This is a genomic window from Thermostilla marina (assembly GCF_054657455.1).
Genome location: NZ_BAAHYR010000001.1, coordinates 2,562,647 through 2,577,292 on the forward strand (window position 1 = coordinate 2,562,647; position 14,646 = coordinate 2,577,292).

The following is a 14,646-nucleotide window of genomic DNA, read 5'->3' on the forward strand; positions in this document are numbered from 1 at the left end:
ACGAGCGAAGACATGCCACGAAGTTGCCGTTGCCAACGGAGGTCGAAAATGTCGGGCCATTGTTCACCTGTAGCGCGCGTGGCGATTTGGGGCGGATTCGCAATCGCGGTAATGTTTGCGGGATACGGCGTCCTGAGAGCGGAATCCCCCGATCCTTTGGCCAAAGCGTTTCAAGAAGTCCCGAAGGAAGCCAGACGACTGACCGGGCCTCTTTTCTGGTTGCATGGAGACGAGACACCCGACCGGCTGCGCGAATACTTGCGCATCGTGGCGGAAGGGGGAAATGGATGCTTCACAGCGGAGTCTCGACCACATTCCGATTGGCTTGGTCCGGGATGGTACCGAGATTTGGCGATCTGCCTCGACGAGGCCAAACGTCTCGGTCTTGAGATGTGGATTTTCGACGAAAAGTGGTGGCCTTCGGGCGAGGTCGGCGGAAACGTGCCGAAGCAGTACGGCAGCAAGTTTCTCGAGGTCGAAATCGTTCCTACGGAAGGGAAGTCATCACTTGCAATTGACGTCGACACCCGACATTTAGTGGCCTTGGTGGGCGCCCTTCGTGACGGCGACGCGATCGTCGGCGATTCGTTGATCGATCTGACGCCGTCACTTGAAAATGGGAATCACCTGGAAGCGATCCCCGAGAAAATCGACTGTGTGCTCGTGTTTACGTGGCGATACGCGGAAGGACGACGCGGAAGAATTCTCGTCGACGGGGCCAGTCGCGACGCGGTCGAATGGTATCTGCAAACCGTCTACCAGCCGCATTACGACCATTTCAAGGAGGACTTCGGCAAGACAATTCGCGGTTACTTCTACGACGAACCCGAAACGATCGGCGATTGGGGAACGGAAGTCATCCCCGAGCTCAAGGCTCGCGGGATCGATTGGCGACGGGCATTGGTTTCGTGGAAGTTGCAATTGGCCGATCCGGAGGAACAAGCAGCGTACAACTATCAGTATCGTTACGCGCTAGCCGAAGCGTGGGGGAAAACGTTGTACGGCGGGATCAGCCGATGGTGTCGCGCGCATGATGTCGTATCGATCGGCCATTGGTTGGAGCATCGGCACGAGTATCTGCACCCGCTGAAGTGCGCCGGCGACATGGTGCAACTGCAAAAATACACAGACATGGGCGGAATCGACGCCGTCTTCAAACAATTCGTGCCCGGCCAAAAAGACGACAGTACCTACCAGACGCCGAAACTGGGAAGTTCGATCACCCACGCATACGGGAAACAGGACGATCTTACAATGGTCGAGATTTTCGGCGCCCGCGGGCAAGATTTGACCTATCCCGAAATGAAGTGGTGGACGGACTTGATGCACGTGGCGGGCGTCAACTTTCACATACCGCATTCGTTCAATCCCAAGTCGCCTTACGACAGGGATTGTCCGCCCTACTTTTATAACGGCGGGTACGAACCTCGCTGGCCCCTGTACCGCGTGTATGCCGACTATACCAGTCGATTGAGCTTGATGCTCAGCGGCGGGCGCCACATATGCCCCGTGGCGCTTGTTTATCTGGGCCAAAGTTATCACGTCGGGAAGGCAATTCCGCCCGAGACGATGACGACCGCCTTGCAGGACGCCCTCTACGATTGCGATTGGATTCCCTACGATGTGCTTGTCGACGGAATGAAAATCGATGGAAAACAACTCGTACTGAGAAACGAGGCATACCGGGTACTGATCTTGCCCGCGGCCGAAGTCGTGCCGTTTGAAGTGTTGGAAAAGGCGCATCGTTTCTTCGAGGCGGGAGGCGTGGTCGTCGGCTATGGCATTCGGCCTCGATTGTCGGCCACACCGGGGAAAACTTCCGACGACGTTGCGACGATATGTCGGGACCTTTGGGGGGACGCGCAACCGGGGCTCGGCGTGTGTCGCACGAACGAACGAGGAGGCCGGACATATTTCGTGCCCTCCGAAGTTACGTCCGAACAAGTGCTTGCCGTCCTCGCGAAAGATGCCGACGTTTCGCCGGTGTTGGAGGTTCTCGACGGCGACACGCGAGACTGGCTTCACGTATTGCATCGCGTGAAGGACGGTCGTGACGTATTCTTTGTAGCGAACCAGCTTTGGGAGGGACCGGTTGAGACATTTCGGCTTCGGACCGAAGTGCGCGGCGTGCCGGAACTGTGGGATCCGTTGCGGAACGAGATTCGATCGATTCCCTTTTCGACGACCGACGGGGGGACGGAATTCACACTGCGGCTTCACCCGTTGCAAAGTGTGCTGATCGTCTTTCGAGCCTCGGAAAGTCCTCATCCACAGTGGATCGAGGATCCGACCGGGTTGGGCGAGGAATTACTCGTCGTACGCAAGGAGACGCCGCGCGATGTTCGGATTCCGCACGAAGTCCCCTTGCCGGAAAGAGCTGCACGTTTGCTTCCCAAGGAATGCGCCTGGGTGTGGGCAGCGGCCGAATCGGCGATGAAGTCGAAACCGGGAACCTGGGGTTTTCGAAAAAACTTCGTTTTGGCCGAAGACGCCCCCGTCGAACATGCGACGTTGATTGCCACGGCCGACAATGCGTTCGAGGCGTTTGTCAACGGAAAGCGTGTCGGAGGCGGTGACAATTGGCAGCGAGTCTATCGTATACCGGTCGAGCAGGCATTGCAGCCCGGGAAAAACGTGATCGCCGTTTCGGTTTTCAATGGCGGAGAAGAACCCAATCCCGCAGGCCTCATCGGGGCGCTCGTCATCGAGTACGGTACTCGACGCACGGTGATACCGATCGATACGACTTGGAAGGCGACCGCGGCGTTGCGCGAGGATTGGAACGCGCCGGACTGTGATACGAGTGACTGGTCGTCGGTCGTCACGGTTGCCTCGCTGGGAGACGGTCCGTGGGGAGATCTCGGCAACGGTGTTCCGGTAACGCGTTCTCCGGCCGTTTCCGATCCGTTTTTCGGCGAGGCCGACATCCCGGCCGATTGGTTGAATGGCCGAGCGACGGTGTATCTCGTGATGAACGGAATCGCCCCCGAGGAAGCTGCTCGCGTGACGATCAACGAAAAGTACGCGGGCGGAGTCATCGGGCGACCGCTTCGGTTGGATGTGACGAGTCACCTGTCGGCGGGACGCAATACGATTTTGATCGAACCTTTCGCACCGAAGCAAGTGCGCTTGATTCGCGTGGCGGATTGACGGATTGTCGTCTGCAAAATCACCTTACTTGCGTCGAACAGAACAATCACTATCGAATGTTTTCGGTGCGTTTTCGCTGCGAAAGGCGATTCCATGAATGGAATTTTCCGAAAGGAGATGTCGGTTTAGGACCGGAGGTCGGTGGATCGGGGTTGGGCGATCATCTTTTTTGAACTCGAGCAACTCACAATGAAACGCAACAAGCCAAGTATCAAAAGACGTAGTTTTCTGGCCGCCTCGGCAGCTGCGACGTTGGGCGCGATTTCGGCGCGGGCATGGGCCGGGGAAGCCTCGGTCCCGGAGTACTTGCGCGATTACGCCTCTTTGTACCGGAAGGATCCGCATGCTGCCGCGATCGAGTGGTTCCGTAATGCCAAGTTCGGGTTGTTTATGCATTACGGATTGTATTCGCTGTTGGGCGGCGAATGGCAGGGCAAGATGGTCACGACCGGTAAGGGGAATTCGAAGCTGGTCGCCGAATGGATTCAGTTTCATGCCCGTATCCCCGTCGCCGAGTACGCAAAGCTGGCCGATCGATTCACCGCCGAGCGTTTCGACGCCGATTTCATCACCGATTTGGCGATTGCCGCGGGGATGAAATACGTCAACATCACGACGCGGCACCATGACAGTTTTTGTCTGTTCCGAACAAAAGAGACCGATTTCAACAGTCTGAATACGCCCGCGGGCAGGGATCTCGTCGCCGAATTGGCCGAAGCTTGTCACCGTAAGGGTTTGGGGCTGTTTCTTTACTACTCGCATGGCCGTGATTGGCGCCATCCGCACGCACCGACATTGGCATGGAGCAGCAGCGCGCGCCCGCATTACGAATCACCGCAACCCGAGTACATTCCCGACGACCAGGTGGATGTGCGCATCTATGCCGAGTTCATGGAGAAACAGATCACGGAACTGTTGACGCAGTACGGGCCGATCGCGGGAATCTGGCTCGACGGTGAAGGCGTTCTCAAGTCGTATGCGGCCTCGTCCGGGCGCCCCTTGTCGGAGGTGTGTGAACTGATGCGGGTGCCGCAACTGTACGCCACGATCCGCCGCTTGCAGCCGCAATGTTTGATTTCGTACAAACAAGGTGTGAACGGTGACGAGGATTTTCTCACCCCCGAACGGAAGAGTTTCGGCCTCGAGAAGTCGGGCAAGCCGCTGGAGATCAATACGACGATCCAGGAACACAGTTGGGGATACAACAAGTACTCGAAATTGAAATCATTCGATGAGATCTGGGATACGCTGGCTCTCGCCCGCAGTTTACCCGCTTGTCTGCTGTTGAATACCGGCCCGTTGGGCGACGGGTCGATTCGGCCGGCCGAGGAAAGGATGCTGCGTGCCGTCGGACGGCGCATTCGAGACGAGGGCTGGCCCACGGCGCAGAAGATCGGCTGAGCCGGTTTGCCCGGTGCCAATCCATTTCCCCGGTCAAGTCCCTCTGCACGGAAACGGAGGATGAAGAATGAAGCGTCATCGGATTTCTGCCTTGGCAATCGTGTCGATCGGGCTGGGGTTGCTGGCGGCGCAACGATCGCTCGCGTTGGCGACGGAACCGGCGGCCTGGGTCGAACAGCACGCCCCGACCGGCGGTATCGTGGTTGGGATCGAAATCGACGATGTGGAGACGGCCGCAGCCCTTCGCCCCCACGATCGGCTCGTGGTGCAATTGCTCGAGCACGATGATGCCGATGTCGCGAAGCTACGGAGCGGGTTGTCCGCCCGCGGCCTGTACGGAGCGATTTCCGTCGACCGGTTGGAGACAGGTCGCCTGCCCTATGTCGCCAACTTGATCAACGTGGTCGTGGATCCGAAGCAAACGGTATCGCGGGAGGAGATTCTTCGTGTCCTCGTTCCCGGCGGGATGGCTCTCTGGGGATCGGAAACTCTGGTAAAACCGTGGCCGCAGGAATTGGATCAATGGACGCATTTTCTTCATGAGGCCGACAACAACGCGGTGGCATCGGATCGCATGGTAGGGGTGCCCCGATCGTTCCAGTGGGTCGCCGATCCGAAATGGGGGCGTAGCCATGAACAGGCTGCCAGCATGACGACGACCGTCACGGCGAACGGCCGTTTGTTTGCGATTATCGATGAGGCACCGTTGGCGTCGATACGCTTTCCGGGGAGTTGGAAACTGGTCGCCCGCGACGCGTTCAACGGTACCTTGCTGTGGAAGCGTCCGCTGGTCAACTGGATCGACCCGTTACGACATTTCCGCTCGGGTCCGGCCCACTTGCCGCGACGATTGGTCGCCGTCGGCGATGTCGTGTACGTTACGCTGGGATTGGATCAACCTGTAACGGCGATCGATGCGGCGACCGGAGAAACGATCCGCACCTATGCCGGGACCGAGTACACCGAAGAAATCCTATACCAGGACGGCGTACTCTACCTGCTGCGGGGAAGCTCCGAGGTAAACCGAATCGGCGGTGGGCTGTTTTCACGCGGAGAACCGAATCCGGCGCCGTACCGAAAGATCACGGTCATCGATGCGGATACGGCCAGGATCCTTTGGGAAAAGGACTGCACGAAAGAAAATGTTCTGCCGTTGGGATTGGCTGTACTTGGCGACCGACTGTATTACCGCAGCACGCAGGCCGTCGTGGCCGTGGACGCAACCAAAGGCATCGAACTTTGGCGGAGTGGGTGGCCGACACCGGCCAAACGCATGGCATTTTCGGGGCCGACGCTGGTGGCGACGCCCGATATCGTGTTGTGTGCCGATCAAAAGCTGGGGCAGATTCCGCCCGCCGAGGGCGAAATCTTGTGGGGCGTAAACGGTTGGAACGAACAGGGCTTTCCTCGGGGAGCTGCGGCAGAGTTGCGGGCATTCGATGCCGACTCGGGAAAGCAACTTTGGAGCGTCGATTGCAAAGAGGGCTATAACTCGCCCGTCGATGTGTTCGTGGTCGGTGATCTCGTGTGGGTGGGGCCCAAGTTCTCGGCCTACGACCTGCATACCGGCGAAGTGGCGAGAGAAATCATCGTCCGCGGCCCGCGCGTCGGAATGGCGCACCATCGTTGTTATCGCAACAAGGCGACAGAGAAGTACTTGCTCATGGGGCTGTCCGGCGTCGAAGTCGTCGATTTCGAGCGGGGATGGTTGAGTAACAACAGTTGGTTGCGCGGAACGTGCCAGTACGGGATTATGCCCGCAAACGGCCTGTTGTACGCGCCGCCGGACGCTTGCGCGTGCTTTCTGACCGTCAAGGCCCCCGGGTTCTTCGCCGCAGCACCTCAACGGGATGTGACGCCCGCAATGCCGCTTCCCGAGGCACCGCGACTGGAGAAAGGTCCGGCATACAAAGAGAACGTGCGCGAGGCGATGTACGATTCGGCATGGCCGATGTATCGTGCACGCGTCGATCGGGGAGGCGCGGTCGACGCACCGTTGCCGGTGGGCGGTAAGATTGCCTGGAAATCGCAGCTTGCCGGTTCGCTGACGCAGCCGATCGTGGTGGGCAACCGCCTGTTCGTGGCCGCGCGGGATCGCTATACCGTCCACGCGTTGAACGCCGACACGGGGAAAGAACTGTGGCGGTTCATGACGGCCGGTCGCGTCGACAGTCCGCCGACCTATTACAAGGACCGTTTGTATTTCGGCTGCGCCGACGGCTGGGTGTACTGCCTGTCGGCCGAGTCGGGAGAACTCGTCTGGCGGCTGCAGGTCGCTCCGACGGATCGCTGGGTGTGTTCTTACGAGCGACTCGAATCGATCTGGCCTGCGCACGGCAGCGTCTTGATCCAGAACGATACGTTGTACGTGACTGCCGGTCGTTCGAGCTATTTGGACGGCGGAATCGTGCTTTACCGTGTCGATCCGATCTCGGGTAAACCGATGTCGCGGACGGTCTTGTATCATCTGGATCCGAAGACCGGCGAACAATTGACGACCGAGGCGAAATTCAATATGGACGGAACGACCAACGACGTTTTGGTCGGAGACGGCGAACGCGTCTATCTGAAATACTTCGCCTTCGACAAGGACGGCAAGCAGACACAAGAAGCGGTTCCCCACTTGTTCTCGATTACAAGTTTGCTCGACGAAGAATGGTTTGTGCGAACCTACTGGTTGATCGGGAAAGGTCGTCCCGGCGCCGGTTGGGGGCAATGGGCCGACGCAGCACAACAATCACCGTTTGGTCGCATTTTGTGCTTCGACGACGGCAAGGTGTACGGTTACGGTCGAGTTGAAGTGCAAAATGGTCCGGTGGGGCATCAGGCCGATGCGTATCACTTGTTCCGTTCGGACCTGCCCGCGGCACAACAAACGCCTCCTTCCGACGATGCACAGAAAAAGCGAGTACCGTTCCTGAAGCCGCAACCAGACTGGTCCACGTTCGATTCGCTGGTCGTGCGGGCGATGGTCAAGGGAAATAACGCCGTAGCGGTAGCCGGTCCGCCCGATGTGGGCAAGAAAGTGCCGGAGATTCTCGCCTATTTGAACGTTCGTGAGGCTTTGGATGCCTTCCGCGGCAATCGAGGCGTGTTCCTTAGGTTCGTCTCGCTTGATGACGGCGAAACCCTAGCCGAGATGGAACTACCGGCGATGCCCGTTTTCGACAGCATGAGTGCGGCAAACGGCCGACTGTACATCAGCCTCAAGGACGGCTCGATCGTGTGCGTCTCGCGGTGAACGGCATCAGGGAATGAGATTTTCCGGGGCGGGCCGCGGTAGCCTCGCTCTTTAGTCGTAGAGCGGCGACACGCGGATACCCGACGGCGGACGCAAGTCGAGCAGTTGGGGACCTTTCGGGCCGCTGTATGTGCCGTGGAGGCGGACGTAATCCCGCAGGCGGGCGAGCTTGGTTTGCGACGGCGACTCGCCCGGCGCAAGATCTTCACTTGCGCCGCCCCAAAGGATTCGACTGCCGTCCCTCGTCTCGATCACGATGACGTCGGCAGAGGCGTGGGCGGAGGTCGTCGACGGCAAGGGGAGAATGCGGGCCAGTTTCAATCGCTGCCAATCGTCCGCCAAGATAGCAGCTACTCGTGCGCCGGCCCTCACCGCCGGGTCGCCCCACGCACAACCCGCAGGCCCTGCCGGTGTGGTGTGGATACCCTCCAGCAAAGGGTAGTGCCCCGCTTCGATCGGAGTGAAATCGATGCTGGGCAAAACGACGCCGTCGGCATCGACAGGACGGACGCCGCCGGGTACGCGTACCATACACACCGGTTTGCGGTAAGCGACGTCCACCACGACTTGGTGGGGATAGCGCTTTTCGACATGCCGGACTTCGGCAATCCATGGGTGGGCACGCGCAGCTTCGAACATCTTCGCGCAAAGATCGTCCGAAAGCAACGAAAGCTGTGGTTCCAAAGTCGCGTTGCGGAAGATCTCCCGCCGGATGTCATGATGAATCCAACTCGGCAGCGGCGTGAGTTCGACGTGTTCGGCCGTGATGTTGTACTCGCTTTGCTGCGGAAGCGAGGCTTCCACCTTTCGGTAAATCGTGTGCCAGACGAAGATCGCCGAGCATCCGACGGCGCAGACCCCAATCCAGCCCGCGTACAGCGAGATTTGCTCGGCCAGCGAGGAAATGGAAACACTGCGTGCAGCACGCTTGCGTGTTTTCGACTTGGCTGTGCGTTTGGCCATGGATGTCGGCCGTCTCGTGGTATCGTGGGTAGAAGAATCTTCACTGAGAAGCGCGCACGATCTGCTTATTCGAATGTATCGCTAATTCGCCCGTGTTGAACCAGCAACCGGCATCGCCTCGGTGTAATCGGCATGAACGGGACGGCGGACAGCCTCCTAATCGTTGCAATCGCTACAGGTCCACCGATTATGAGCCGTAGAATCCCGTGGCCACGAGGCTGTGGAATCGGGCGGGAGACGCAAAAAACGATGGTGTGTTGTGAAATTTTTCGGCCTAGGCGTACATTTCGGGACAGTTCGAACATATAGTGAAGGATCGCTCGGCCCAAGGTTTCGGCGCCGAGCGACGGCGGATTTCGCGATTCGTTGTTCCCGTCCCCTAGATCTTCGAGAGAGGTTGTCATGCAGCAGGTCCCGATGCGCCGCCGGTCTTTCTTGTCGGCGGCAATGGCGGCCGGAGTCGCCTTGTCGCCGGTGTCGTCGTTGGTTGCGGAAGAGCCTCGTCGCATTCCTTTGGGGCTCGATGCCCATTCGATGCGGGCGTGGAAATGGAAAGCCCCGCAATTGATCGATTTTGCCGCAGAATGCCGACTTGATGCCGTTTCCTTCAACAGCTTGGCGTTCTTCGAATCGTTGGAGGAAGACTACCTTCGACAAATCCGCGATCGGGCGGCATCGCACGGGCTGAAGATCTATCTTTCGGCGGGTAGCATCTGCGAAAACGGAACTTCATTCTCTTCCAAGTACGGTACGGCGCGGGAACTGGCGGCGCTGGGAATCCGGGTCGCTACCATCTTGGGCTCGCCGGTCGTCAACGTACGCATCGGCAAACTTGCCGATCGTTATTTGGAAGGCGGTATCCGCCCTCGCATCGAGTCGTGCATTGCCGTTCTCAAGTCGCTACGCTCGCAGGCGCTGGATGCCGGAATCAAGTTCGGTTTTGAAAACCACGCGGGCGATTTGCGATCCGTCGAAGTGCTCGAAGTGATCGAAGAGGTCGGAGCGGACGTCTGCGGCTTCATGCTCGATCCGGGCAATTCTTTGTGGACCATGGAAGATCCGATGCAGCAGCTGCGGATGGTCGGGAAATATGTCGTCTGTACCAGTGTGCGAGACTACATGGTGTGGCAGACGCCGGACGGTGCCGCATTTCAGTGGACGGCCGTCGGCGAAGGCCTGATGGACGTCGGTGCGTTTGTTCGTACTCTGGCCGACTTGGCGCCGGGTGTGCCCTTGTTCGTCGAGAGCATCTCGAACGCGCCACAGTCGGTGCCGTATCTCACGCAAGAGTATTGGAAAGGCTTTCCCGAGATGCGGGCGTCGGAAGTCGTCGATTTTCTGAAGCTTTGTCGTCGCGGACACGCGATCGAAGTGGAAACCCCTCCGGCGGGCGTCGACAAGCTGACTTTCGATCGTGAAAGTCAACGGCGTGAATTTCTCAAGAGCATTGAAACCCTGCGCAAGCACGGCGCAGGACTGAAAGGTTAGAAGAGGGGACACTGTCATGTGGCGATACGGCTTCGCGACGGCGTGTATGTTGATGATGGTCGGCCGGGCGACGGCAAGCGATCGTCCCAACGTCATTTTCTTCGTGACCGACGATCTTTGTGATTGGATCAGCCCGATGGGCTATCGCCAGGCGATCACGCCGAACTTGGATCGGTTGGCAAAACGAGGAGTGACGTTTCAGCAGGCGCACGCGCCCGGCGTGTTTTGTGCTCCCTCGCGAACGGCCATCATGACCGGTCGCTTCGCTTCGACGACCGGATGTTACTCGACGGAAATCTATTTCTACGACCACCCCGAATTGCGTCCGTTGCAGGTCGCTTTTCATGAGGTCGGTTACGAGACCTACGGCGCCGGAAAGGTGTTTCATCATCCGGCCGGATACGTCGATCTGAGGGGGTGGACGGAGTTTTTCGTTCGCAGTCGGCGCCAACGTGAAGAAGGTTGGCCGTTGGACACGTGGGGGCCCGACACGCCGATTCCGCAGCCGTTTCCGCACAGTATCTACAATCGCGGGCGGGAGATTACCGGCGGTCTCTTTCTCGAATGGGGCGAAGTCCCCAACGAAAAAGAGGAGGAAATGGCCGACACGATCCGTGTGAATTGGGCCTGTGACGTCCTTCGACGTGAACACGACGCACCGTTCTTCCTGGCGGTGGGACTCTACGTACCTCACTTTCCCAATTACGCGCCGCAAAAGTACTTCGATTTGTACGACCCGGAAAAGATCGAGTTGCCGCCGTACAAGGAAGACGACATCGACGATTTGCCCGAACCGCTGCGCCGGTGGGCGATCAATCGCCGAAAGGCCCATCACGACCGCCTGGTCGAATTGGATGCCGTCGACGACGCCATTCGGGGCTATCTGGCCGCGACGTCGTATGCCGATGCCATGCTCGGCCGCGTTCTCGACACGCTCGATGCGAGTCCCTATGCCGAGAACACGATCATCGTGTTTTGGGCCGATCAGGGCTACCATCACGGCGAGAAAGGACATTGGGGCAAGCACACGCTGTGGGAACGCACGACGAACGCCCCGTTCATTTGGGCAGGGCCTCGGATTGCCCGCGGGCGCAGCGTCGATCTGCCTGTGAGTTTGATCGACATCTATCCCACGCTAGTCGACATGTGCAATTTGAAGGAGGATCCCGGTTTGGAAGGCGAGTCGTTGCGCGCGATTCTCGCCGAACCCGACCGAGCCGCTGAGATGGATCGTTGCGTCTTCGTGCCGCATGTCGATCCCGGAAGCTACGCCGTCATCAATCGGAAATGGCGCTACATCCGCTACGCCGACGGGACGGAAGAGCTTTACGACATTCAGAAAGATCCCAACGAGTGGTACAACCTTGCCGGCGATCCTCGATATGAAGAGGTCAAGAAGGCTTTGGCGTCGCGAGCCCCTTCTGACTTTGCGCCGCCGGCTACTCCAAAGAACCGGTTGCGGCTCGTGCCCGAAGGAGAATCTTTCCACTGGGAACCCAAGCGTTGACATATTCGCTTGTCGGAAAATTCGCCCTGTGGAGTCAAGTTGTCTGCAATTGGGGCTGCCTGTCGGTTGCGGGGATGTCTCGCACCAAGAGGAACACTGCCGAGACGGGAACCATGTGTACGATCCACAAGAAATGGAGTGACGTGATTGGGTTCGTTGTTTCGATTGCCGCGGTCGCGTATGCGATTGCGGTGACTACGACGAGCGCCGCCGAACACCCGAACGTGGTCATCATCATGGCCGACGACATGGGATACGGTGATCCGCAGTGCTTCAATCCACAGTCGAAGATTCCCACCCCCAATATCGACAGGTTTGCGCGGGAAGGAATGCGGTTTACCGATGCGCATGCGCCGGGACCGTTGTGTCACATGTCGCGGTACGGCTTGATGACCGGGCGGTATCCCTTTCGGATCGATACCGGACGATGGCCGCAACATGCGTTGATCGAGCCGGGGGAAACGACGTTGGCAACCTTGGCCAAGGCTGCGGGCTATCGGACGGCAATGGTGGGAAAGTGGCACGTGGGGTTCGACGAAGCCGGATACGAACGTCCGCTGCGCGGCGGGCCCGTCGATCACGGGTTTGATTCGTTTTTCGGCATGCGAGCGTCGACCGACATTCCGCCCTACTTCTACATCCGCAATGATCGGGCCGTCGAGCTCCCGACGGCTGAGATCGGCGCTTCGGCTTCGCCGGACTGGTCGCCCATCCAAGGCCGTTTTTGGCGTGCAGGCGGTATCGCACCGACGTTGAAGCTCGAAGACGTGCTTCCGCGGTGGACGGATGAGGCGATTCGCGTCGTGGAACAACACCGAGCGAAAGGAGCCGACGCGCCCCTGTTCCTGTACGTCGCGTACACCGCGCCGCATACGCCGTGGTTGCCGTCCGATGAATTCATCGGGAAAAGTGGTGCCGGATTGTACGGCGATTTTGCCGCGATGGTGGATGCCGAAGTCGGGCGACTTTGGGAAGCCTTCGAAAAGGCAGGCATGGCCGATGACACGTTAGTGGTGTTTACCTCGGACAACGGACCCGTCTGGTACGACGACGATGTGGCGAAGTTCGGGCACGATTCGGCGGGCGGCCTGCGGGGCATGAAGGCCGACGTGTGGGAGGCCGGGCATCGCATGCCGTTCATCGTTCGATGGCCGGGACGCGTTGCGGCCGGAACCGTATCGCGTCAGACGATTTGCTTTACCGACATTCCCGTCACATTAGCCGATTTGTGGAACGTGCCGCTGGACGGCGAAGCATGCCCCGATGGTTTCAGCTTCTTGCCCGTTCTCTTGGGGCGACAATCGGAGGACGAACCCGTCCGACCGAACCTCGTGATTCGGGCGGGAAGCGTTCGCGACATGTATATGATCCGCAAGGGACCTTGGAAGCTGATCAATGGCCAAGGGTCGGGCGGGTTCTCACGACCCGCGAAACGAGCCCCTGCGCCGGAGGAGCCCCCCGGGCAGTTGTACAATTTGGCGGAGGATCCCGGTGAAACAAAGAACCTTTACGCCGCACATCCCGAGATTGTCGCCGAGCTTACCGCGGTACTGGAGCAGGTGATTTCCGAGGGGCGCAGTCGCTCCATTGAGACGTCTGCCGAAAAACCGGAACGCGTTGCACGGGTGGATTCCGGTTCATTGATCGGAAAAGTGATGTGCGGTTACCAAGGATGGTTCACCTGCGAAGGCGACGGCTCGGGGCAAGGATGGACGCATTGGGCCCGAAATCGCCGGAAGCCGTTTGGGCCGGGAAATGTAACGGTCGACTTGTGGCCCGATATGTCGGAATACGGTCCCGACGAGCGATTCTCCACGGGGTTTCGACATGCCGACGGTCGCGCGGCGGAAGTCTTCAGTTCCGCGCATCCGCGTACGGTTCTGCGGCACTTCGAATGGATGCGCGACTACGGAATCGACGGGGTTTTTCTTCAGCGATTTGCCACTCGCCTTCGTGCGGACGACTCACGCGATCATGTCGATGCGGTCCTGGCGAATGTGCGCCGTGCTGCTGATGCGACCGGGCGCGTTTACTGCGTGATGTATGATCTCAGCGGTCTGCGCAACGGCGAGGTGGCGATGGTTGCCGAAGATTGGCGTCGGTTGCATCGGCAGATGAAGATTACCGATGATCCCTCCTATTTGCACCATCGCGGTCGGCCGTTGGTTGCCGTGTGGGGAGTCGGTTTCGCGGACGGTCGAGATTACACAGTCGACGAATGCTCACGGCTCGTGCAACAGTTGAAGGCGGAAGGCTGCAGCGTAATGTTGGGCGTTCCCACCGGTTGGCGCGAGTTGCATCGCGATGCCGTTCGAGACGAAAAACTGCATGCGGTCGTGGCTTCGGTCGATGTGATCAGCCCTTGGACGGTGGGCCGTTACCGATCGCTCGAGGGGGCCGTCCGTCACGCACATGAGTACTGGGAGCCCGACTTGCAGTGGTGCCGCGAGCACGGAGTCGACTACTTGCCCGTCGTCTTTCCGGGCTTCAGTTGGCACAATCTGAACGGCGGCGAATTGGGGGCGATTCCGCGGTTGAAAGGCGCGTTCTTCTGGACGCAGATCATAGAGGCGATCAAGGCCGGCAATCGCATGTTGTACGTTGCGATGTTCGACGAGGTGGATGAAGGGACGGCGATCTTCAAGTGCACAAACGATCCGCCGGTAGGGCGGGATGTCGAATTCTTGGGCTACGAAGTGCCCTCCGACTACTACCTGCGTTTGGCAGGCGAAGCGGGGAAGTTGTTGCGGCGGGAACGGACTTCGTTTGCTCAACCGGCGGTTTCCGAAACAGCGCCGTAATGAACTTTTGCGCCTTTGCGATCAGGTTGCAAATGTAAACGGGCGACGTCTCGAGGGAGGCGTCGCCCGGCTGTATGTAGTGCTTTCGAAAAGTG

7 protein-coding genes are annotated in these 14,646 nt (G+C 59.1%); 6 read left to right on the top strand and 1 reads right to left on the bottom strand.

Annotation, left to right across the window (positions count from 1 at the left end; translation table 11 throughout):
- Positions 1 to 48 precede the first annotated feature (48 nt).
- The 3 genes from ACYQ2I_RS09425 (at position 49) to ACYQ2I_RS09435 (ending at position 7,792) form a co-directional block, all read left to right on the top strand.
- Complete coding sequence (locus ACYQ2I_RS09425) at positions 49 to 3,150, top strand: glycosyl hydrolase (protein ID WP_460166759.1); 3,102 nt, start codon at positions 49 to 51, stop codon at positions 3,148 to 3,150.
- A gap of 141 nt (positions 3,151 to 3,291) precedes the next feature.
- Entirely contained in the window at positions 3,292 to 4,551 is a 1,260-nt protein-coding gene (locus ACYQ2I_RS09430) for an alpha-L-fucosidase (RefSeq protein ID WP_460166760.1), read from the top strand.
- Positions 4,552 to 4,618: 67 nt separating this feature from the next.
- Positions 4,619 to 7,792: an outer membrane protein assembly factor BamB family protein gene (locus tag ACYQ2I_RS09435; protein ID WP_460166761.1), complete on the top strand. Its 3,174-nt coding sequence runs from the start codon at positions 4,619 to 4,621 to the stop codon at positions 7,790 to 7,792.
- Between the two features lie 51 nt (positions 7,793 to 7,843).
- On the opposite strand, the gene ACYQ2I_RS09440 is transcribed toward ACYQ2I_RS09435, so the two are convergent.
- Positions 7,844 to 8,755, bottom strand: coding sequence for a cell division protein FtsQ/DivIB (locus ACYQ2I_RS09440; RefSeq protein WP_460166762.1), 912 nt, complete (start codon positions 8,753 to 8,755; stop codon positions 7,844 to 7,846).
- Between the two features lie 402 nt (positions 8,756 to 9,157).
- Here ACYQ2I_RS09440 and ACYQ2I_RS09445 point away from each other — a divergent pair, with 402 nt between their 5' ends.
- The 3 genes from ACYQ2I_RS09445 to ACYQ2I_RS09455 all read left to right on the top strand — a co-directional run bounded on the left by ACYQ2I_RS09445 (position 9,158) and on the right by ACYQ2I_RS09455 (position 14,551).
- Positions 9,158 to 10,243: a sugar phosphate isomerase/epimerase family protein gene (locus ACYQ2I_RS09445; RefSeq protein WP_460166763.1), complete on the top strand. Its 1,086-nt coding sequence runs from the start codon at positions 9,158 to 9,160 to the stop codon at positions 10,241 to 10,243.
- A 16-nt stretch (positions 10,244 to 10,259) separates the two neighbouring features.
- Positions 10,260 to 11,750 (top strand): sulfatase, encoded by a 1,491-nt coding sequence (locus tag ACYQ2I_RS09450; protein ID WP_460166764.1) that lies wholly within the window; start codon positions 10,260 to 10,262, stop codon positions 11,748 to 11,750.
- 113 nt (positions 11,751 to 11,863) lie between these two features.
- Positions 11,864 to 14,551: a sulfatase-like hydrolase/transferase gene (locus ACYQ2I_RS09455; RefSeq protein WP_460166765.1), complete on the top strand. Its 2,688-nt coding sequence runs from the start codon at positions 11,864 to 11,866 to the stop codon at positions 14,549 to 14,551.
- Positions 14,552 to 14,646: the final 95 nt, after the last annotated feature.

Excerpts from the sequence above, each read along its gene's own strand:
- ACYQ2I_RS09425 (WP_460166759.1), top strand. The coding sequence starts at position 49 with ATGTCGGGCCATTGTTCACCTGTAGCGCGCGTGGCGATTTGGGGCGGA.
- ACYQ2I_RS09435 (WP_460166761.1), top strand. The coding sequence starts at position 4,619 with ATGAAGCGTCATCGGATTTCTGCCTTGGCAATCGTGTCGATCGGGCTG.
- ACYQ2I_RS09440 (WP_460166762.1), bottom strand. The coding sequence starts at position 8,755 with ATGGCCAAACGCACAGCCAAGTCGAAAACACGCAAGCGTGCTGCACGC.
- ACYQ2I_RS09445 (WP_460166763.1), top strand. The coding sequence starts at position 9,158 with ATGCAGCAGGTCCCGATGCGCCGCCGGTCTTTCTTGTCGGCGGCAATG.
- ACYQ2I_RS09450 (WP_460166764.1), top strand. The coding sequence starts at position 10,260 with ATGTGGCGATACGGCTTCGCGACGGCGTGTATGTTGATGATGGTCGGC.
- ACYQ2I_RS09455 (WP_460166765.1), top strand. The coding sequence starts at position 11,864 with ATGTGTACGATCCACAAGAAATGGAGTGACGTGATTGGGTTCGTTGTT.